Below are 20,937 nucleotides of genomic sequence, written 5' to 3'. Positions count from 1 at the left end.
CTCGCTTCCTTCGCCCGCAGCGTCGCGGGCGGCTGTCAGAGCGCTGCGTTCCCTGAGCAGACTGCCGACGAACCCGCCGACCGCTCCCAGGCCCAGACCCGCGCTCACCAGTCCGGTGCGGCTCACCGTTCGCATGGCCCCTGCCTCCCCTAAGAGGTGCTGCCAGGTGGATGCGCCATACCCGAACGCATCGTATCCATGATGCGATTGCATCGATACCGACAGAAAGCAAAGAGCGGGCCGTGTTCCGGTACACACCGGACACTGCCCGCTTTTGCAGATGGGACGAATGAAACCCATGCCGTGGGCGGACGGCTCAGGCCTCGTCCTCCGAGTCGTCGTCCAGCAGGCTCCGCTGCAGGACCGGCCCCTCACCCGGGGCCAGCGAGCCAAGGATCCGCTCAAGGTCCTCCATCGAGGCGAACTCGACAGTGATCTTGCCCTTTTTCTGCCCCAGGTCGACCTTCACCCGGGTCTCGAAGCGATCCGAGAGGCGACTGGCGAGGTCTGACAGCGCCGGGGAGACCAGGGCGCCGGCCCGCGGTCCCTTGGAGCGCTGAGCGGTCTGGGGCCGCGAACCCATCAGGGTCACGATCTCCTCGACCGCCCGCACCGAGAGCCCCTCCGCCACGATCCGGTGAGCCAGCCGGTCCTGCTCCTCCGAGTCGTCAACGGAGAGCAGCGCCCGAGCATGGCCGGCGGAGAGCACTCCGGCCGCGACCCGGCGCTGGACCGACGGCGAGAGCTTCAGCAGACGCAGGGTGTTGGAGACCTGCGGGCGGGAGCGCCCGATACGGTCCGCCAGCTGATCGTGCGTGCAGTTGAAGTCCTTGAGCAACTGGTCGTAGGCAGCCGCCTCTTCGAGCGGGTTCAGTTGGGCGCGGTGCAGGTTCTCCAGGAGGGCGTCCAGGAGAAGCTTGTCGTCGTCCGTAGCCCGGACGATCGCCGGGATCGCCTCAAGTCCCGCCTCACGGCAGGCCCGCCAGCGCCGCTCGCCCATGATGAGCTCATAGCGCGTCGGGGCGATCTGCCGTACGACGACGGGCTGGAGAAGGCCGACCTCCTTGATGGAGGTGACGAGCTCCTGGAGCGCGTCCTCGTCGAACACCTCACGCGGCTGGCGCGAGTTCGGCGTGATGGAGTCGAGAGGCAGCTCGGCGAAGTGGGCACCGATGGGAGGCGCGAACGTCTCCACGGCGCCGTACGACGGCTCCTCCGTGTCATAGGACGCCGGCGGCAAGGTGGTGACTTTCGCCGCGGCCACCCCTCGATCGCCGGTGATGACCGGAACGGCCGTGGGGGACGCGGACGCGGTGCCACCTCCCATGGCGGCCGGAGCCACCGTCTTCTCCCCGGTCGGGGCTGCGGGGATCAGTGCGCCGAGCCCACGGCCCAAACCCCTCCGTCGCTCGCTCACTGGATGCCCTCCACCATGCTCTGGTCGCTCTGCGCGCCGATGTGCGCATGTGGCGCGTCGTAGCTGACGCCCACACCCTTCAGTGCGATTTCCCTTGCTGCCTCAAAGTAGGAGAGGGCACCGCTCGATCCGGGATCGTAGGTCAGTACCGTCTGCCCATAACTCGGCGCCTCGGAGATACGGACCGAGCGGGGAATGCTCGTCCGCAGCACCTCGTCGCCGAAGTGGCTGCGCACCTCGTCCGCGACCTGCGACGCGAGACGCGTCCGGCCGTCGTACATGGTGAGCAGGATGGTCGACACGTGCAGGTTGGGGTTGAGGTGGCCCCGGACCAGGTCGACATTGCGGAGCAGTTGTCCGAGGCCCTCCAGCGCGTAGTACTCGCACTGGATCGGGATGAGGACCTCCGCACCGGCGACCAGCGCATTGACCGTCAGCAGGCCGAGCGAGGGCGGACAGTCGATGAGGATGTAGTCCAGCGGCTGCTCGTAGGCCTGGATCGCCCGCTGCAGTCTGCTCTCTCTCGCCACCAGGGACACCAGCTCGATCTCCGCACCGGCGAGATCGATCGTGGCAGGGGCACAGAAGAGACCCTCGACATCGGGAACCGGCTGAACAACCTCGGAGAGAGGCCTGCTGTCGACCAACACGTCATAGATGGAAGGGACTTCCGCGTGATGATCGATCCCCAGTGCCGTGGAGGCATTGCCCTGGGGGTCGAGGTCGACCACCAGAACACGGGCACCGTGCAGTGCCAGCGAAGCGGCAAGATTGACGGTCGTCGTCGTCTTGCCCACCCCGCCCTTCTGGTTGGCGACAACCATGATTCGGGTCTGCTCTGGTCGCGGCAGGCCCTCGCCCGCACGACCTAGGGCTTCCACAGCCAGTTGGGCAGCACGACCGATGGGAGTGTCGTCCATAGGGGGCGGTGTTTCACGTGAAACATCCTCCCCCATCGACTCGGTACGGGGACCGGGGACCGGATCGGTCATCGGTCCCGCGATGTTGGCGTCGGACCGCAAGGATTCACTCTCCTCGACTTCAGGCTCGCAATGAACAGAGCCTCCCATGTCTTCAGGGTCGTGAACCAGTGAGGCCTGTTGTTCTGTGGAGAATTCCACCTCTGTGGACAACTCCGTGCCCTCTCCGAGTGATCCGAGAGGCTTCCGATCGCGGGGTTCGGCCGCGCGGCTGCGGCTGATGATGCCGTGGAGCAGTGAGCGACGTTTCACGTGAAACACGATGCACAGCAGCCGAGGCCGAACTGTCCGCGACACTCCGGCATGCGTAGGTTAGGCAGCTTGTGTGGAGTAAGTCTCGTCGTCAGGACGGATCAGCGACGACGGCGCGTCCGTCCTGTGCGCGCCGCCTTGGCACGTTTGGCGGCGAAGCGGACACCACCGGGACTCTCCCCGACCTCGACCCGTACGACCGTCGAGAGTGGATCCACGATGCCCTCGCCCACATGCAGGATGGACGTCTCCACGGCACCGAGCTTGCTCAGGGCCGTTGCCGCCGCCTTGAGCTCTTCCTCGGCGGTGTCGCCCTTGAGGGCGAGCATCTCTCCGTAGGGACGCAGCAACGGGATGCCCCAGGTGGCCAACCGGTCCAGCGGTGCCACGGCCCGGGCCGTCACCACATGGACGGGCTGCAACTTGCCCATGACCTCTTCGGCCCGCCCGCGCACGACGGTCACATGGTCCAGGCCCAGCAGCTCGACGACCTCGGCGAGGAAGTTGGTCCGCCGCAGCAGGGGCTCCAACAGCGTGATCTTCAGGTCCTCCCGGACGAGCGCCAGAGGAATGCCCGGCAGGCCGGCCCCCGAACCGACGTCGCAGACGGTCACGCTCTCCGGCACGACCTCCGAGAGCACCGCACAGTTCAGGATGTGCCGTTCCCACAGCCGGGGCACCTCACGTGGGCCGATGAGACCACGCTGCACACCCGCGTCGGCGAGCAGCTCGGCGTATCGGACCGCATCCTCGAAGCGATCGCCGAACACCTCGCGCGCCACCTCGGGCGCAGGGGGAAGCTCCGCTGCCTCCGTCACGGGGGACCGTCCTTCCGTACCGCAAAAGCGCATGGGGCGCTGACCATCAGGACCACCAGAACTACAGGACTATCAGGCTGACAAAGTTCGGCCCCGTCTGCTCAACAGACGGGGCCGGTGGAACGTGGGGACCGATCAGGCGGGAAGCACGACGACGAAGCGCTGCGGCTCCTCGCCCTCCGACTCGCTGCGCAGTCCCGCGGCCTTGACGGCGTCGTGCACGACCTTGCGCTCGAACGGGGTCATCGGGTTCAGCTTCACCGGCTCACCGGTGTTCTTCACATCGGCCGCGGTCTTGGCGCCCAGCTCGGAGAGCTCGGTGCGCTTCTTGGCGCGGTAGCCGGCGATGTCCAGCATCAGCCGGCTGCGGTCCCCGGTCTCCCGGTGGACGGCCAGGCGGGTGAGCTCCTGGAGTGCTTCCAGCACCTCACCGTCACGGCCGACGAGCTTCTGCAGATCGCGGCCGCCGCTGTCGCTGATGATCGACACAGCGGCGCGGTCGGCCTCGACATCCATGTCGATGTCGCCGTCGAGATCGGCGATGTCGAGCAGACCCTCAAGGTAGTCCGCCGCGATCTCGCCCTCCTGCTCCAGGCGGGACAGGGTGTCTGCACCCTCGGCAGCGGCGGAGGTGGTGCCTTCCGTCACGGGATGGACTCCTTCTTACTTCTTGGACGGGGACTTGGGCCGCTGCGGACCCTTGCGCTGTCCGGACTGGGCCTTGCTGCGGGTACCGCCGGCGGGCTTCGGGGCGGCCTTCTTGGCAGCGGTGGCGGGCTTGGCGTCCTCGGGTTCGTCCGACTTGCTCAGCGAGGTCTTCGGCTCGGCGTCGTCTGCCGTGTCGTCGGCCGCCCTCGCGGCGGTGGACTGGCGCTGGGACTTGGTCTGCCGCTTGGGCTGCTGGCGCTTGGGGGCGGCCGTGGTCGGCGTGCCGTCCTCGGACTCCACCGCTGCCTCGCCCTTCACCACAGTCCCGTCGGCCTGGGCCACGAGGCCCACCTTGGTGAGGCTGTTGATGAACTTGCGCTCGAACTCGTTGCGGTCACGGCCCTTGGAGACGATCGCCTTGACGATGGCCTTCTCGCCCCGGCTGCGGGTCTTCTCGTGGTGCGTGACGTGCTTGGTCAGGCGCTCCAGGTAGGCGGCCTGGGCCTTGGAACCCGGGGTCGGGTTGTTGCGGATGACGTACATCTGCTGGCCCATGGTCCACACGTTGGTGGTCAGCCAGTAGACGAGGACACCGACGGGGAAGTTGATGCCGAAGATGGCGAACATGACCGGGAAGACGTACATCAGCATCTTCTGCTGCTGCATGAACGGGGTCTTCACCGTGGTGTCGACGTTCTTCGTCATCAGCTGGCGCTGCGTGTAGAACTGCGACGCCGACATCATCACGATCATGATCGCGGTGACGACCCGGACGTCGGTCAGCGTGGCGCCGAGCGCCGCGACCTTGCTGCTGCCGTCCGTGAACTTCGCGGCGAGCGGGGCGCCGAAGATGTGCGCCTGACGAGCGCTGGCGAGCAGCGAGTCGTTGATGACGCCGATCGTCTTGCCCGTCGCGATGCCGTTGAGCACGTGGTACAGGGCGAAGAAGAACGGGGACTGCGCCAGGATGGGAAGGCACGAGGAGAGCGGGTTGGTACCCGACTCCTTGTACAGCTTCATCATCTCTTCGGACTGACGCTGCTTGTCGTTCTTGTAGCGTTCCTGGATCTTCTTCATCTCGGGCTGCAGGGTCTGCATGGCCCGGGTCGCCTTGATCTGCTTCACGAAGAGCGGGATCAGGCAGATGCGGATCAGGATCACCAGGGACACGATGGACAGGCCCCAGGCCCAGCCCGTGTCAGGACCGAAGACCTTCCCGTACACCGAGTGGAACTGGACGATGACCCAGGAAACGGGTGTCGTGATGAAGCTGAAAAGACTGGCAATCGTGTCCACTAATCATGCTCCTTGGGCATGGGACGGTGTCTCTGCGGCCGGGCTCGAAGGACTCAGCCCTTCAGTGGCCGTTTCGGCGGCGGAGGTCCCGCCCTTGTCTGCGCGCCGTGCGCCCCGCAGCATCTCGTGCCACCTTGGTCGCTTGCGCGGCGGGACATGGTCCACACCGCCGAGCGACCACGGATTGCACCGCAGGATGCGCCAGGCCGTGAGCGCGGTGCCCTTGATCGCGCCGTGCCGGTCGATGGCCGTATAGCCGTAGTGGGAGCACGACGGGTAGTACTTGCACACCGGCCCGAGCAAAGGACTGATCGTCCACTGGTACAGCTTGATCAGTGCCAGTAGTGGGTACTTCATCGCGCGCCCCCTCCCAGCAGCCGCTGAACGGCGGCATCCAGGTCTTGGGCCAGCTGTGCATGGTCGGCGTCGCCCGCTCCGGGCAGCGCTCGTACGACTACCAGGCTACCGGGGGGAAACAGGGCGACTCGCTCACGCATCAGATGGCGAAGTCTGCGCTTCACTTTGTTGCGCACCACGGCGCCGCCCACTGCCTTGCTGACGACGAAACCCGCACGCGTCGGGGGAGCGCTCTCCCCTGGCGCGTGCGGGTCCGTGGCACCGCTACGAAAGTGGACGACGAGAAGCGGGCGGCCGGCCCGGCGACCCCGTCGTACCGCGGTCGCGAAGTCTTCGCGCCGCCTCAGCCGATGCTCGGTAGGCAGCACGACGTCATGACCTGATCGGGATCAGGCGGACAGGCTGGCGCGACCCTTGCCACGACGGTTCGCGAGAATCGCGCGACCGGCACGGGTACGCATCCGCAGGCGGAAGCCGTGGGTCTTGGCCCGACGACGGTTGTTCGGCTGGAAGGTGCGCTTGCTCACGAGGGGGCTCCAGAAATAAATCGGTGGTTGCGGGTGCCGTCCTGGCTGTCACCGTGCGCCCACGAGTAGCTCGCAGTAACGCCCGAGTGCACCGCTGACCGATCACCCACATGCGATCTGTGCCCATCGGAGGCAGGCGGCAGCAGCCATCGACAACTCGACCTGGTCACGGTACGCGGGGCTACGCCATCCGGTCAAACCAGCGGTCACAGCGAGACACTATCCACAGGCTGGGGACAACAACTTGAACCGCACCCGTCGCCCTGACTACCGTGGCTGGACTCTGATTCGTTCCTTTGTCCCCCGCCCCGACACCTTTTTCCCCTGCGTCCCACCCGATTCACATCCCGTCCCGTCCGCGAACCACACGTTCGTGGGACCCGTTAGAGAGCGTGCCCTGTGGCTGACGTACCTGCCGATCTTGCCGCAGTGTGGCCACGAGTGCTGGAGCAACTTCTCGGTGAGGGGCGTGGGCAGGGTGTCGAGACCAAGGACGAGCACTGGATCCGGCGCTGCCAGCCCCTGGCACTCGTCGCAGACACCGCCCTGCTCGCCGTACCGAACGAATTTGCGAAGGGCGTGCTCGAAGGCCGCCTCGCACCGATCGTCAGCGAGACCCTGAGCCGCGAGTGCGGCCGGCCGATCCGTATCGCGATCACCGTCGACGACTCCGCGGGCGAGCCCCCGGGCCCGCCGACGCCCCCCGCCCCGCCCCAGCGCCGCTACGAGGAACCCGAGCAGAACCGGGACCCCTACGAGGGCGGCTACGGCCGTCATCGCGCCGAGCCGCTCCCGGGCGGCCCCGGCGACCAGCTGCCCACCGCCCGCCCCGCCTACCCGTCGGAGTACCAGCGGCCCGAGCCCGGCGCCTGGCCGCGCCCGTCGCAGGACGACTACGGCTGGCAGCAGCAGCGGCTCGGCTTCCCCGAGCGCGATCCGTACGCGTCACCGTCCCAGGACCAGTACGCGCCGCCCGCACAGGATCAGTACGGTGCGCCGTCCTCGGACCAGTACGGGGCTCCGTCGAAGGATCAGTACGGAGCTCCGCCCCAGGACTCGTACAAGCCGCAGCAGGACCAGTACGCCCCGCCGGGGCAGGACTACCGCCCGCAGTCGATGGAGCGTCCGTCTTACGAGCAGCAGCGCGCGGAGTACGAGCAGTCGCGGGCCGAGTACGAGAAGTCCCGCGCGGAGTACAACCAGCGCGACGCGCGCCGCGATCTGTCCGACTCGCGCTCGTCGTCGAACTCCGGCCATGTGCACCGCGGCGGTCCGGGGTCGCCCGGCCCGCTGGGCTCGAAGCCCGCGCCGGCGGCCGGTCCCGGTGAGCCGACCGCGCGGCTGAACCCGAAGTACCTCTTCGACACGTTTGTCATCGGCGCCTCGAACCGCTTCGCGCACGCCGCCGCGGTCGCCGTCGCCGAGGCGCCCGCGAAGGCGTACAACCCCCTTTTCATCTACGGGGAGTCGGGGCTCGGCAAGACGCACCTGCTGCACGCGATCGGGCACTACGCGCGGAGCCTGTACCCCGGCACGCGTGTGCGGTACGTGAGCTCGGAGGAGTTCACCAACGAGTTCATCAACTCGATCCGCGACGGCAAGGGCGACAGCTTCCGCAAGCGGTACCGCGAGATGGACATCCTTCTTGTCGACGACATCCAGTTCCTCGCGGACAAGGAGTCGACGCAGGAGGAGTTCTTCCACACCTTCAACACGCTCCACAACGCCAACAAACAGATCGTGCTCTCCAGCGACCGGCCGCCGAAGCAGCTGGTCACGCTGGAGGACCGGCTGCGGAACCGTTTCGAGTGGGGTCTGATCACCGACGTCCAGCCGCCCGAGCTGGAGACCCGTATCGCCATCCTTCGTAAGAAGGCGGTGCAGGAGCAGCTCAACGCCCCGCCGGAGGTCCTGGAGTTCATCGCCTCCCGCATCTCGCGCAACATCCGCGAGCTGGAGGGGGCGCTGATCCGGGTGACGGCGTTCGCGTCGCTCAACCGGCAGCCGGTGGACCTCGGTCTCACCGAGATCGTCCTCAAGGACCTCATCCCGGGCGGCGAGGACTCGACCCCCGAGATCACCGCCTCGGCGATCATGGGCGCCACCGCCGACTACTTCGGGATCACGGTCGAGGACCTGTGCGGCAGCTCGCGCGGCCGCCAGCTGGTCACGGCCCGGCAGATCGCCATGTACGTGTGCCGCGAACTGACCGACCTCTCCCTGCCGAAGATCGGCGCGCAGTTCGGCGGCCGCGACCATACGACCGTCATGCACGCCGACCGGAAGATCCGCGCGCTGATGGCCGAGCGCCGCTCGATCTACAACCAGGTGACCGAACTGACCAACCGCATCAAGAACGGCTGACAGCAGCGCAGTTACGACAGCGAGGGCGCCCCGGGAGAGATCCCGGGGCGCCCTCCGTCGTGCCGGAAGGAGCCTCCCAGGGCGCGGGCAGGCACGCGGAGGCGATCCGGCCCGCGTGCGAGACCGAACCGCGGACCTCCGGGGGCGATCCGGCAGAGGAGCGTGCAGCCGATCCGCAGGCCCTCGGAACCGATCCTGCGGGCGCCCGGAGCTGGTTCCGGGGCCGTCGGAAGGCGATTCCGGAGGCTCCGGGAGCCGATCGGGGACGCATCCGCCGCTGATCCAAACCTGTGCGTCCACCATCCGCTGTTCGAATAGCCGCCCGGTTACGGCCGCCCTCCACAGATTTGGTGACTTTCTTCCGTCCACATCCTGGGGACCGCGAAGTTGTCCAGATCGTGTCCACAGGCGTCTCGGGTGAGAGACCATCAGTCCAGGTCAGGTGCTTGTGGATTCGTGGACAAAAGATCTCCACAGGCTGTGGACAAATCCGTGATCCACAGGCTGGGGACGGAGTTGTCCACCGACAACCCACAGGCCAGGGCCGGTTGTCCCCAGCGATCCCCAGCTTCTCCACACCGCTGTCCACTGTTCGGCAACGCGACGCGCGATCTCACCGTGTCGAGTGAAAGGCGTCACACGAAGGTGCCGGGTTGGGCTGTGGGAAAGGTGGGTAAAGCTGGGGACGGCGCTGGGGAGAAGTGGCCCTCGGCTGTGCATGGGGTGTGCAGAACTTTCCGTTCTCCACAGAAACCCGAGGTTGTCCACCGTCGTCACCCACAGGGCCGGTGGACAAAATTCCCGCTCTGAGCTGGGAAAACGGGGTTATCCACGGTATCCACAGCCCCTACTACTACTAGCAACTAGAGAGAGCTGGGAAACCGTTTCGAAGCGGGGCCTGTGCACAACTCGCGCTTCGTCGCCCGACCGCCCCTCGTCACGACTTGACCCCGAGAGGCACCTACTGTCAGTGCCGTGCGTCAGACTGTTCCCCGGTGTCCTTCCCCTCACAGGGACCGACCACACCGAGACAGACGACGAAGCCAGGCAGGCCGAGAAGCGCCGGCAACAGCAGGAGGCGGCAACAGTGAAGATCCGGGTGGAACGCGACGTACTCGCGGAGGCAGTTGCCTGGGCGGCACGCAGCCTCCCGGCCCGTCCGCCGGCGCCGGTCCTCGCCGGCCTCCTGCTGAAGTCGGAGGAGGGGCAGCTGAGCCTGTCCAGCTTCGACTACGAGGTCTCCGCGCGCGTGTCGGTCGACGCGGAGGTCGAGGAAGAGGGCACGGTCCTCGTCTCCGGTCGGCTGCTCGCCGACATCTGCCGCGCCCTTCCCAACCGGCCGGTGGAGATTTCCACAGACGGTGTACGGGCGACGGTGGTCTGCGGCTCCTCCCGCTTCACCCTCCACACACTCCCTGTGGAGGAGTACCCGGCGCTGCCGCAGATGCCGGGCGCGACCGGCACCGTCCCCGGCGAGGTGTTCGCCTCGGCCGCCGCCCAGGTGGCCATCGCCGCCGGGCGCGACGACACGCTGCCCGTCCTCACCGGTGTGCGCATCGAGATCGAGGGCGACACGGTGACGCTGGCGTCCACCGACCGCTACCGCTTCGCGGTCCGCGAGTTCCTGTGGAAGCCGGAGGACCCGGAGGCGTCCGCGGTCGCCCTGGTGCCCGCCAAGACGCTCCTGGACACCGCCAAGGCCCTCACGAGCGGCGACAGCGTGATCCTGGCGCTGTCCGGCTCCGGCGCGGGCGAGGGCCTCATCGGCTTCGAGGGCGCAGGCCGTCGTACGACGACCCGTCTCCTGGAGGGCGACCTTCCGAAGTACCGCTCGCTGTTCCCGACGGAGTTCAACTCCATCGCGGTGATCGAGACCGCCCCCTTCGTGGAGGCCGTCAAGCGCGTGGCTCTGGTCGCCGAGCGCAACACCCCGGTGCGGCTGAGCTTCGAGCAGGGCGTGCTGATCCTGGAGGCCGGTTCCAGCGACGACGCACAGGCTGTGGAGCGGGTCGACGCGAACCTCGAGGGCGACGACGTGTCGATCGCCTTCAACCCGACGTTCCTGCTGGACGGCCTGAGCGCCATCGACTCCCCGGTGGCCCAGCTGTCCTTCACGACCTCGACCAAGCCCGCGCTGCTCAGCGGCAAGCCCGCTCTGGACGCCGAGGCGGACGAGGCCTACAAGTACCTGATCATGCCGGTCCGCCTCAGCGGCTGATCCGTACCGACGAGAACACCGCAGGTCGGGGCATACGCGGCCCGGAACTTCTGAGCGCGTATGCCCACAGGTGTGCATGACCGTCCGGGTTTAGGCTCGGACACAGGTACGCAAGTGCCCTCATGCCACGTCGCACCCTAAGGAACAACTGATGGAGCTCGGTCTCGTCGGCCTCGGCAAGATGGGCGGCAACATGCGCGAGCGCATCCGCCGCGCAGGCCACACCGTCATCGGATACGACCGCAACCCGGACCTCGCCGATGTCCACAGCCTGGGAGAGCTTGTGGACAGGCTCAAGGGCCCCCGCGTCGTGTGGGTTATGGTCCCGGCCGGTGCCGCCACCCAGTCGACCGTCGACGAACTGGGCGAACTCCTGGAGCCCGGCGACGTCGTCGTGGACGGCGGCAACTCCCGTTGGACGGACGACGAGAAGCACGCCGAGGAGCTGGGCGCCAAGGGCATCGGTTTCGTCGACGCGGGCGTCTCCGGCGGCGTCTGGGGCCTCAAGAACGGCTACGCGCTGATGGTCGGCGGCGATGCCGAGAACATCGCGAAGGTGCAGCCGATCTTCGACGCGCTGAAGCCCGAGGGCGAGTTCGGCTTCGTGCACGCCGGCAAGGTCGGCGCCGGGCACTTCTCCAAGATGGTCCACAACGGCATCGAGTACGCCATGATGCAGGCCTATGCCGAGGGCTGGGAGCTCCTGGAGAAGGTCCACTCGGTGACGGATGTGCGCGAGGTGTTCCGGTCCTGGCAGGAGGGCACGGTCATCCGTTCCTGGCTGCTCGACCTCGCCGTCAACGCCCTTGACAGCGACGAGCACCTGGACAAGCTCAAGGGCTACGCGGAGGACTCCGGCGAGGGCCGCTGGACCGTGGAAGCGGCCATCGACAACGCCGTGCCGCTGCCCGCGATCACTGCCTCCCTCTTCGCCCGGTTCGCCTCCCGCCAGGAGGACTCGCCGCAGATGAAGATGGTCGCGGCCCTGCGCAACCAGTTCGGCGGCCACGCCGTCGAGACCAAGTAATCCACAGATCCACAGGCCACGGCCCGTGGATCCACAACCTGGGGGAGGTCGGCGAACGACCATGCACGTCACGCATCTGTCGCTGGCCGACTTCCGCTCGTACGCCGGGGTCGACGTCCCACTCGACCCCGGCGTCACCGCGTTCGTGGGCCCCAACGGCCAGGGCAAGACCAACCTCGTCGAGGCGATCGGCTATCTCGCCACCCTGGGCAGCCACCGCGTCTCCTCCGACGCCCCGCTGGTCCGCGTGGGCGCCGAACGCGCGATCATCAGGGCGCAGGTCCGACAGGGCGAGCGGCAGCAGCTGGTGGAGCTGGAGCTGAACCCCGGCCGCGCCAACCGGGCCCGCATCAACCGGTCCTCGCAGGTCAGGCCCCGTGATGTGCTGGGCATCGTACGGACCGTGCTGTTCGCGCCCGAGGATCTCGCCCTGGTGAAGGGGGATCCCGGGGAGCGGCGGCGTTTTCTGGACGAGCTGATCACCGCGCGGTCGCCGCGCATGGCCGGTGTGCGGTCCGACTACGAGCGGGTGCTCAAGCAGCGCAACACCCTGCTGAAGTCGGCCGCGTTGGCGCGGCGGCACGGCGGGCGCTCGATGGATCTGTCCACGCTCGACGTGTGGGACCAGCATCTCGCGCGCGTGGGCGCCGAGTTGCTCGCCCAGCGGCTCGATCTGATCGCCGCGGTGCAGCCCCTCGCGGACAAGGCGTACGAGCAACTGGCGCCCGGCGGCGGCCCGGTGGCCCTGGAGTACAAGCCGTCGGCGCCCGGTGAGGCACACACGCGTGAGGACCTCTACGAGCAGCTGATGGCGGCGATCGCGGAAGCCCGCAAGCAGGAGATCGAGCGGGGCGTCACCCTCGTAGGACCGCATCGGGACGATTTGATTCTCAAACTCGGTCAGCTGCCGGCCAAGGGGTACGCCTCGCACGGGGAGTCCTGGTCGTATGCGCTGGCGCTGCGACTCGCGTCGTACGACCTGCTCCGGGCCGAGGGCAATGAGCCGGTGCTCGTGCTCGACGACGTGTTCGCCGAGCTGGACACGCGCCGTCGGGAGCGGCTGGCCGAGCTGGTGGCGCCCGGTGAGCAGGTGCTGGTGACGGCGGCGGTCGACGACGACGTACCGCATGTGCTGGCCGGGACGCGGTACAGCGTGGCGGAGGGGGCGGTGGAGCGCGTATGAGCACGGACAGGCCCGAGGCTGCAGAGCCCGCGCCCAAGAAGGCCGTCGAGCCCTCCGGTGTCGACCTCGCGCGCGTGGCGTTGCGCGCAGCGAAGGAACAGGCACGCGCGCGTGGGGACGCGGCGCAGCAGAAGAAGCAGGCGCGGCGCGGTGGCCTGCGCTCCGGCGCGCGCGCCGACGGCCGCGACCCGATGGCCCTCGGTGCCGCGATCAACCGGCTGCTCAGCGAGCGCGGCTGGGAGACACCGGCCGCGGTGGGCGGCGTGATGGGCCGCTGGCCGCAGATCGTCGGCGAGAACCTGGCCAAGCACTGCGTTCCGGAGCGGTACGACGAGGACGAGCGGGTGCTGGTCGTGCAGTGCGACTCCACGGCCTGGGCGACCCAGCTGCGCCATCTCACACCCACGCTCGTGGCCCGCCTCAACGAGGACCTGGGACACGGCACCGTGCGGATGATCAAGGTGCTCAACCCCGGCGGACCGCCCCGGCGCTACGGTCCTCTGCGCGCTCCCGGCAGCACGGGTCCCGGCGACACCTATGGGTGACTGACATCACAGTGCGGGCTCCGGCGGGTGAACGGACGCGGTTGCGAATACCGACCTGACCCCGGAGTAGCAAAGGGTTGACACCCGGAAGCGCTGAGTGCCTCCGTGAGCCTCTTTGAGCCCCGTTCCGCATATGGGGAGTCGGGAGACGCCGGTTGAGGGCGGCACATGAGGACTCAGGTACCGGCAAACCCCCATCCATGTCGGCGCTACCGGTAGACTGGAAGCAATCCCGCCCCACTTGTGGGACACACACCGAGCAACGCTGACTAAGGCTTACCAACGCAACACGCCGCAGCCGCTCCGGCCAACCGCCGGGAGCCTGGCTTGTGCTGTGCCAGAAAGGGCGCTTCGTGGCCGATTCCGGCAACCCCAACGAGAACATCCCGTCCACCGACGCCGGCGCCGACGGCGGGGCTCACACCTCGAACGGCGAGGTCACCGCCTCGTACGACGCCAGCGCCATCACCGTCCTCGAGGGTCTGGACGCGGTCCGCAAGCGACCCGGTATGTACATCGGCTCGACCGGTGAGCGAGGCCTGCACCACCTGGTGCAGGAGGTCGTCGACAACTCCGTCGACGAGGCGCTGGCCGGCCACGCGGACACGATCGACGTCACGATCCTGCACGACGGCGGCGTGCGCGTCATCGACAACGGCCGCGGCATCCCGGTGGGCATCGTCCCGTCCGAGGGCAAGCCCGCCGTCGAGGTCGTACTGACCGTGCTGCACGCGGGCGGCAAGTTCGGCGGCGGCGGCTACGCGGTCTCCGGCGGTCTGCACGGCGTGGGCGTGTCCGTCGTGAACGCGCTGTCCAGCAAGGTCGCCGTCGAGGTCAGGACCGACGGTTACCGCTGGACGCAGGACTACAAGCTGGGCGTCCCCACCGCCCCGCTCGCGCAGCACGAGGCCACGGACGAGACCGGCACCTCGGTCACCTTCTGGGCCGACCCGGATGTCTTCGAGACCACCGAGTACTCCTTCGAGACGCTCTCGCGGCGCTTCCAGGAGATGGCGTTCCTCAACAAGGGTTTGACGATCAAACTCACTGACGAGCGCGAGCTGGCGAAGGCCACGGCCGGTGCCGACGAGGCGGGTGCGGACGAGAAGGACGAGGTCAAGACCGTCACGTACCACTACGAGGGCGGCATCGTCGACTACGTGACGTACCTCAACTCCCGCAAGGGAGACGTGGTGCACCCCACCGTCATCGACCTGGAAGCGGAGGACAAGGAGAAGAGCCTGTCCCTCGAGGTCGCGATGCAGTGGAACAGCGGTTACACCGAGGGTGTGTACTCCTTCGCCAACATCATCCACACGCATGAGGGCGGCACGCACGAAGAGGGCTTCCGGGCCGCGCTGACGTCGCTGATCAACAAGTACGCGCGCGACAAGAAGCTGCTCCGCGAGAAGGACGACAACCTCACGGGCGACGACATCCGCGAGGGTCTGACCGCGATCATCTCGGTGAAGCTGGCCGAGCCGCAGTTCGAGGGCCAGACGAAGACCAAGCTCGGCAACACCGAGGCGAAGACCTTCGTGCAGAAGGCGGTCTACGAGCACCTGAACGACTGGCTGGACCGCAACCCGAACGAAGCGTCGGACATCATCCGCAAGGGCATCCAGGCGGCCACCGCGCGCGTGGCGGCCCGCAAGGCCCGTGACCTCACCCGTCGCAAGGGCCTCCTGGAGACGGCGTCCCTGCCGGGCAAGCTGTCCGACTGCCAGTCGAACGACCCCACCAAGTGCGAGATCTTCATCGTCGAGGGCGACTCCGCCGGCGGCTCGGCCAAGTCCGGCCGGAACCCGCAGTACCAGGCGATCCTCCCGATCCGGGGAAAGATCCTCAACGTCGAGAAGGCCAGGATCGACAAGATCCTGCAGAACCAGGAGATCCAGGCGCTGATCTCCGCCTTCGGCACCGGGGTCCACGAGGACTTCGACATCGCCAGGCTGCGCTATCACAAGATCATCCTGATGGCGGACGCCGACGTCGACGGACAGCACATCAGCACCCTGCTGCTGACCTTCCTGTTCCGCTTCATGCGGCCGCTGGTCGAGGCCGGGCACGTGTTCCTGTCGCGCCCCCCGCTGTACAAGATCAAGTGGGGCCGTGACGACTTCGAGTACGCGTACTCGGATCGCGAGCGCGACGCCCTGATCGAGCTGGGCCGGCAGAACGGCAAGCGCATCAAGGAAGACTCGATCCAGCGCTTCAAGGGTCTCGGCGAGATGAACGCCGAGGAGCTGCGCATCACCACGATGGACCAGGAGCACCGCGTCCTCGGCCAGGTCACCCTGGACGACGCCGCGCAGGCCGACGACCTGTTCTCGGTCCTCATGGGCGAGGACGTGGAGGCGCGCCGCCAGTTCATCCAGCGCAACGCCAAGGACGTCCGCTTCCTCGACATCTGAGTCGGTCTCAGCTGACCGCACCAGGAAGGATCCCCACCAGCAATGGCCGACGAGAACACTCCCAGCACGCCTGAAGAGGGCGCCATCATCGCCCAGCGCGTCGAGCCCGTCGGGCTCGAGACGGAGATGCAGCGCTCGTATCTCGACTACGCGATGTCCGTCATCGTGTCGCGCGCCCTGCCCGACGTCCGGGACGGCCTCAAGCCCGTCCACCGCCGCGTCCTGTACGCCATGTACGACGGCGGCTACCGGCCCGAGAAGGGCTTCTACAAGTGCGCCCGTGTCGTCGGCGACGTCATGGGCAACTACCACCCGCACGGCGACTCCTCGATCTACGACGCGCTGGTCCGCCTCGCGCAGCCGTGGTCGATGCGGATGCCGCTGGTGGACTCCAACGGCAACTTCGGCTCCCCGGGCAACGACCCCGCCGCCGCCATGCGCTACACCGAGTGCAAGCTGGCGCCGCTGTCCATGGAGATGGTCCGTGACATCGACGAGGAGACCGTCGACTTCACGGACAACTACGACGGCCGCTCCCAGGAGCCGACCGTCCTGCCGGCCCGCTTCCCGAACCTGCTGATCAACGGCTCGGCGGGCATCGCGGTCGGCATGGCCACCAACATCCCGCCGCACAACCTCCGTGAGGTCGCGGCGGGCGCCCAGTGGTGCCTGGAGAACCCCGAGGCCTCCCACGAGGAGCTGCTGGACGCGCTGATCGAGCGCATCAAGGGCCCCGACTTCCCGACCGGCGCGCTCGTCGTCGGCCGCAAGGGCATCGAGGAGGCGTACCGCACCGGACGCGGCTCGATCACCATGCGGGCGGTCGTCGAGGTCGAGGAGATCCAGAACCGCCAGTGCCTGGTGGTCACGGAACTGCCGTACCAGACCAACCCGGACAACCTCGCGCAGAAGATCGCCGACCTGGTGAAGGACGGCAAGGTCGGCGGCATCGCCGACGTCCGCGACGAGACCTCGTCCCGTACCGGCCAGCGCCTGGTCATCGTCCTCAAGAGGGACGCGGTCGCCAAGGTCGTACTGAACAACCTCTACAAGCACACCGATCTGCAGTCCAACTTCAGCGCCAACATGCTGGCCCTGGTCGACGGTGTGCCGAGGACCCTCTCCCTGGACGCGTTCATCCGGCACTGGGTGGCGCACCAGATCGAGGTCATCGTCCGCCGTACGAAGTTCCGGCTGCGCAAGGCCGAGGAGCGGGCGCACATCCTGCGCGGCCTCCTGAAGGCCCTGGACGCCATCGACGAGGTCATCGCGCTGATCCGGCGCAGCGACACCGTGGAGATCGCGCGTACGGGCCTGATGGGCCTCCTGGAGATCGACGAGATCCAGGCGAACGCCATCCTGGAGATGCAGCTCCGCCGACTGGCCGCCCTGGAGCGCCAGAAGATCATCCAGGAGCACGACGAACTCCAGGCGAAGATCGCCGAGTACAACGCGATCCTGGCCTCCCCGGTCCGCCAGCGCGGCATCGTCAGCGAGGAACTCGCCGCGATCGTCGAGAAGTTCGGCGACGACCGCAAGACGATGCTGGTGCCCTTCGACGGTGACATGTCCATCGAGGACCTCATCGCCGAAGAGGACATCGTCGTCACCATCTCGCGCGGTGGTTACGTCAAGCGCACGAAGACGGACGACTACCGCTCCCAGAAGCGCGGCGGCAAGGGCGTGCGGGGCGCGAAGCTCAAGGAAGACGACATCGTCGACCACTTCTTCGTGTCGACCACCCACCACTGGCTGCTGTTCTTCACCAACAAGGGCCGCGTCTACCGCGCGAAGGCGTACGAACTCCCCGACGCCGGCCGTGACGCGCGCGGGCAGCACGTCGCGAACCTGCTCGCCTTCCAGCCGGACGAGGCGATCGCGGAGATCCTCGCGATCCGCGACTACGAGGCGGCGCCCTACCTGGTCCTCGCGACCAAGGGGGGGTTGGTGAAGAAGACGCCTCTGAAGGATTACGATTCGCCCCGCTCCGGCGGTGTCATCGCGATCAACCTCCGTGAGACGGAGGACGGTTCCGACGACGAACTGATCGGTGCCGAACTCGTCTCGTCCGAGGACGATCTGCTGCTGATCAGCAAGAAGGCACAGTCGATCAGGTTCACGGCGACGGACGACGCACTGCGCCCCATGGGGCGTGCCACCTCCGGTGTCAAGGGCATGAGTTTCCGCGAGGGCGACCAGCTTCTCTCGATGAATGTTGTTCGACCCGGTACGTTCGTGTTCACTGCCACAGACGGCGGGTACGCGAAGCGCACCGCCGTCGACGAGTACCGCGTCCAGGGTCGCGGCGGCCTGGGTATCAAGGCCGCCAAGATCGTCGAGGACCGCGGTTCTCTCGTCGGCGCGCTGGTGGTCGAGGAGACCGACGAGATCCTCGCCATCACGCTGTCCGGCGGTGTGATTCGTACGCGAGTCAACGAGGTCAGGGAGACGGGCCGTGACACCATGGGCGTCCAACTGATCAACCTGGGCAAGCGCGATGCCGTCGTCGGTATCGCTCGTAACGCCGAGGCGGGATCCGAGGCGGAGGAAGTCGCCGGCGACGAAGCCGTCGACGAGACCACCGAGGGTGCCGCGACCACCGGCACGGACGAGGGTGACGCACCCTCTGTCGAGTAGCACGAGGAGAGAGTCATCGTGAGCGGAGCCACGGGCGCCGGATCGACCGGTACGGACACGGACGGCGGCGGCCGTGGCTCCGCCGCGAACGCGACAGATCCGCACACGACCCAACTGCGTGCGATCGACGTGAAGAAGGCCGACTCGCACGCGCCCGACGCACATGGATCCCAGGGGGGAACTGTGACGGACACCCGAGGTCCGGGCACCCAGCAGCAGCAGCAGTCGGCCGGTGGGGGCCCGGCCGCGGCCGGCGCCAAGGCTCCGGCCCAGCCGGCGGCCCCGGCCGCCGCGCCGCCCGCGCCGCCGGCGGGCGCACCGCACGGCTCTCCGCTGCCGGGCTCACCGCTCTCCGGTGAGCGCCAGCAGCAGCAGGCGGCGGGGCCGTACCACCCGCCGCAGGCCTACCCCACGCAGGGGCCCGCCGCCGCCCAGAGCGGTGCCGTACGGCGTCCGCGCACGGGCGCGCGCACCGCGCCCCGCACCCGTAAGGCGCGCCTGCGGGTGGCCAAGGCCGACCCGTGGTCGGTGATGAAGGTCAGCTTCCTGCTCTCCATCGCGCTGGGCATCTGTACGGTCGTGGCGTCCGCGGTGCTGTGGATGGTCATGGACGCGATGGGCGTCTTCTCGACGGTCGGCGGCACGATCTCGGAGGCGACCGGCTCGAACGAGTCGAACGGCTTCGACCTGCAGTCCTTCCTGTCCCTCCCGCACGTCCTGACCTTCTCGGCGATCATCGCGGTCATCGACGTCGTCCTCGCCACCGCCCTCGCGACCCTCGGCGCGTTCATCTACAACCTCTCCGCCGGCTTCGTCGGCGGCATCGAGCTCACGCTCGCCGAGGACGAGTGAGAAGCCGGACGAGAACGCGGGTGTACGGGGGTTGAAACCTCCGTCGGCGGTCCTGTGACTATCGATTTTGGGACTGCCCATGTCGTGCGCTAATCTTCAGGAGTCAGCGCGCGGGACACACTCCGCACAGCGCGGCGGGGCTATAGCTCAGTTGGTTAGAGCGCATCCCTGATAAGGATGAGGCCACAGGTTCAAATCCTGTTAGCCCCACCAGCACGAAGACCCCCAACCAATCGCGGTTGGGGGTTTTTGGCGTCTACGGCCGCTGAACCGCGGTTCAGGACTGCAGCCAGACGCGGCGGTGTCGCGCGACGGCGTGGACCTGGCCGATCTGTGCTGCCGTGAGCCTGCCGGTGAGGGGGCCGAGCGCCGACACCTCGCGCTCCTGGTAGATCCGTACGGTGTACTGCGTCGCGGCGCGGTGCAATGAGGTCACACCGACGAAGACGAGGACCGGCTCCACCGGGACGGGGAAGCCGCAGTGCCGCTCCAACACGCCCTGGACGTAGGCCGCCTCGGCCCTGCTCGCCCTGGCGTACGGGGCCGGCTGACCGCCGTTGACCCTGGCCATGGTGTCGCCCACCCAGACCGAGGCGCCCTGGTGGCACTTGGTGTTGATGCTGAACACTCCGCCGGGGCCGATCAGCAAGTGGTCGATGTCACCACCGTTGCCCTTGGGTACGCCGTGCAGGACACGCCAGCCGCGAGGGGAGAGCCGCGCCAGCTCCCGGCCCACCCGGCGTTCCCCTTCGAGTCCGACGTACCAGCTGTCCCACTCCGAGGGGCGTCTCAGCACCCGCATCAAGAGCCGCTTGGCCGGTGACGGGCCACGGGCGGCTATCGCCTCGAGCAGGGCCGCACCGGGACGGTTCTCCGCCAGATCGTCGGCGACGGTCGCCTTCGGTGGCTCCACCGGTCGACCCGGGCGATGCTGGGCGGGCGGCTCGGGGCGCCGAGCAGCCTCTCCAGGGCGTGCGGCGGCCGCAGGGAGAAGAGTCACCGAACTGCCGAGATGCTGCCGCAGCAGGGCCAGGGCCTCTCCCTGATACCGCTGCTCCTTGATCGTGACCACCTTCGTCGGCCGGTCCGCCCAGGCGACAGTGGTCCCGTCCGGCAGGTTGACGTAGAGCCGATCCTGACCGTGCCGCTTCCAAGGCTTCACCGTGAGATCGCCCATTGGCCCGCCCCCGAATATGTGCCGTCCCCACACATATGGCAGCAGCAGACCGGTTGGCCAGCAAGAGCGCCGGGGCAACATGGCCGAGTAGTGGCGTGCGTGGAGGGGCCTGCCGACATCAGTGAGACCCCCGGCCGCGACGGGCCGGGGGTCTTCGGGGTCTTCTCTGGAGCGTTGTACGCAAGTTCGCCGCTGTGTCAGAGATGTCGGGGCGGTGGATGAGTG

Annotated in this window: 17 protein-coding genes and 1 tRNA gene; 9 read left to right on the top strand and 9 right to left on the bottom strand. The window is 67.9% G+C overall.

Annotated elements, in window-relative coordinates:
• Positions 1 to 316: 316 nt before the first annotated feature.
• From ACFXC1_RS26605 to rpmH, 8 genes are all read right to left on the bottom strand, one after another.
• Entirely contained in the window at positions 317 to 1,417 is a 1,101-nt protein-coding gene (locus tag ACFXC1_RS26605; protein WP_381246546.1) for a ParB/RepB/Spo0J family partition protein, read from the bottom strand.
• Positions 1,414 to 2,487 (bottom strand): ParA family protein, encoded by a 1,074-nt coding sequence (locus ACFXC1_RS26600; RefSeq protein ID WP_078532690.1) that lies wholly within the window; start codon positions 2,485 to 2,487, stop codon positions 1,414 to 1,416. Before ACFXC1_RS26600 ends, ACFXC1_RS26605 begins: the two co-directional genes overlap by 4 nt.
• 263 nt (positions 2,488 to 2,750) lie before the next feature.
• Positions 2,751 to 3,467, bottom strand: a complete 717-nt coding sequence (gene rsmG, locus ACFXC1_RS26595) for a 16S rRNA (guanine(527)-N(7))-methyltransferase RsmG (protein ID WP_381246543.1) — start codon at positions 3,465 to 3,467, stop codon at positions 2,751 to 2,753.
• A 135-nt stretch (positions 3,468 to 3,602) separates the two neighbouring features.
• Complete coding sequence (locus ACFXC1_RS26590) at positions 3,603 to 4,115, bottom strand: Jag family protein (RefSeq protein WP_381246540.1); 513 nt, start codon at positions 4,113 to 4,115, stop codon at positions 3,603 to 3,605.
• 15 nt (positions 4,116 to 4,130) lie between these two features.
• Positions 4,131 to 5,411, bottom strand: coding sequence for a membrane protein insertase YidC (gene yidC, locus ACFXC1_RS26585; protein WP_381246537.1), 1,281 nt, complete (start codon positions 5,409 to 5,411; stop codon positions 4,131 to 4,133).
• Between the two features lie 3 nt (positions 5,412 to 5,414).
• Positions 5,415 to 5,768: a membrane protein insertion efficiency factor YidD gene (gene yidD, locus ACFXC1_RS26580; RefSeq protein ID WP_019073355.1), complete on the bottom strand. Its 354-nt coding sequence runs from the start codon at positions 5,766 to 5,768 to the stop codon at positions 5,415 to 5,417.
• A complete protein-coding gene (gene rnpA / locus ACFXC1_RS26575) occupies positions 5,765 to 6,136 on the bottom strand; it encodes a ribonuclease P protein component (RefSeq protein ID WP_078532680.1) in 372 nt (123 codons plus the stop codon). The genes yidD and rnpA overlap by 4 nt, the downstream gene beginning before the upstream one ends.
• A gap of 21 nt (positions 6,137 to 6,157) precedes the next feature.
• On the bottom strand, positions 6,158 to 6,295 hold the full coding sequence (rpmH, locus tag ACFXC1_RS26570; RefSeq protein WP_006381191.1) for a 50S ribosomal protein L34: 138 nt from the start codon (positions 6,293 to 6,295) through the stop codon (positions 6,158 to 6,160).
• 399 nt (positions 6,296 to 6,694) lie between these two features.
• Between rpmH and dnaA the strand changes: the two genes are divergently transcribed.
• From dnaA to ACFXC1_RS26525, 9 genes are all read left to right on the top strand, one after another.
• Positions 6,695 to 8,659 (top strand): chromosomal replication initiator protein DnaA, encoded by a 1,965-nt coding sequence (gene dnaA / locus ACFXC1_RS26565; protein WP_381246532.1) that lies wholly within the window; start codon positions 6,695 to 6,697, stop codon positions 8,657 to 8,659.
• Between the two features lie 1,087 nt (positions 8,660 to 9,746).
• Positions 9,747 to 10,877, top strand: coding sequence for a DNA polymerase III subunit beta (dnaN, locus tag ACFXC1_RS26560; protein WP_043676006.1), 1,131 nt, complete (start codon positions 9,747 to 9,749; stop codon positions 10,875 to 10,877).
• A 151-nt stretch (positions 10,878 to 11,028) separates the two neighbouring features.
• Positions 11,029 to 11,904, top strand: coding sequence for a phosphogluconate dehydrogenase (NAD(+)-dependent, decarboxylating) (gene gnd, locus ACFXC1_RS26555; RefSeq protein WP_381246528.1), 876 nt, complete (start codon positions 11,029 to 11,031; stop codon positions 11,902 to 11,904).
• Between the two features lie 61 nt (positions 11,905 to 11,965).
• Entirely contained in the window at positions 11,966 to 13,087 is a 1,122-nt protein-coding gene (gene recF, locus ACFXC1_RS26550) for a DNA replication/repair protein RecF (protein ID WP_019073567.1), read from the top strand.
• Positions 13,084 to 13,632, top strand: coding sequence for a DciA family protein (locus tag ACFXC1_RS26545; protein ID WP_381246524.1), 549 nt, complete (start codon positions 13,084 to 13,086; stop codon positions 13,630 to 13,632). The genes recF and ACFXC1_RS26545 overlap by 4 nt, the downstream gene beginning before the upstream one ends.
• 353 nt (positions 13,633 to 13,985) lie before the next feature.
• Positions 13,986 to 16,046, top strand: coding sequence for a DNA topoisomerase (ATP-hydrolyzing) subunit B (gyrB, locus tag ACFXC1_RS26540; RefSeq protein WP_381246522.1), 2,061 nt, complete (start codon positions 13,986 to 13,988; stop codon positions 16,044 to 16,046).
• A gap of 42 nt (positions 16,047 to 16,088) precedes the next feature.
• Positions 16,089 to 18,683: a DNA gyrase subunit A gene (gene gyrA / locus ACFXC1_RS26535; RefSeq protein WP_381246519.1), complete on the top strand. Its 2,595-nt coding sequence runs from the start codon at positions 16,089 to 16,091 to the stop codon at positions 18,681 to 18,683.
• Between the two features lie 18 nt (positions 18,684 to 18,701).
• The gene (locus ACFXC1_RS26530; RefSeq protein ID WP_381246516.1) at positions 18,702 to 19,535 is read left to right on the top strand and encodes a DUF3566 domain-containing protein; all 834 of its coding nucleotides are present in this window, start codon (positions 18,702 to 18,704) and stop codon (positions 19,533 to 19,535) included.
• A gap of 136 nt (positions 19,536 to 19,671) precedes the next feature.
• Positions 19,672 to 19,748: transfer RNA gene (locus tag ACFXC1_RS26525), tRNA-Ile, on the top strand.
• A 64-nt stretch (positions 19,749 to 19,812) separates the two neighbouring features.
• Here ACFXC1_RS26525 and ACFXC1_RS26520 read toward each other — a convergent pair.
• Complete coding sequence (locus ACFXC1_RS26520; RefSeq protein WP_381246514.1) at positions 19,813 to 20,712, bottom strand: nuclease-related domain-containing protein; 900 nt, start codon at positions 20,710 to 20,712, stop codon at positions 19,813 to 19,815.
• Positions 20,713 to 20,937 lie beyond the last annotated feature (225 nt).

It is taken from the genome of Streptomyces hokutonensis (assembly GCF_042751305.1).
GTDB classification, from domain to species: Bacteria; Actinomycetota; Actinomycetes; order Streptomycetales; family Streptomycetaceae; genus Streptomyces; species Streptomyces hokutonensis_A.
This window is presented reverse-complemented; position numbering and strand designations above follow the sequence as displayed.

Coding starts and splice junctions, on each gene's coding strand:
- ACFXC1_RS26600 (WP_078532690.1), bottom strand. CDS start 2,487: ATGGGAGGCTCTGTTCATTGCGAGCCTGAAGTCGAGGAGAGTGAATCC.
- yidD (WP_019073355.1), bottom strand. CDS start 5,768: ATGAAGTACCCACTACTGGCACTGATCAAGCTGTACCAGTGGACGATC.
- gnd (WP_381246528.1), top strand. CDS start 11,029: ATGGAGCTCGGTCTCGTCGGCCTCGGCAAGATGGGCGGCAACATGCGC.
- recF (WP_019073567.1), top strand. CDS start 11,966: ATGCACGTCACGCATCTGTCGCTGGCCGACTTCCGCTCGTACGCCGGG.
- ACFXC1_RS26545 (WP_381246524.1), top strand. CDS start 13,084: ATGAGCACGGACAGGCCCGAGGCTGCAGAGCCCGCGCCCAAGAAGGCC.
- gyrA (WP_381246519.1), top strand. CDS start 16,089: ATGGCCGACGAGAACACTCCCAGCACGCCTGAAGAGGGCGCCATCATC.
- ACFXC1_RS26520 (WP_381246514.1), bottom strand. CDS start 20,712: ATGGGCGATCTCACGGTGAAGCCTTGGAAGCGGCACGGTCAGGATCGG.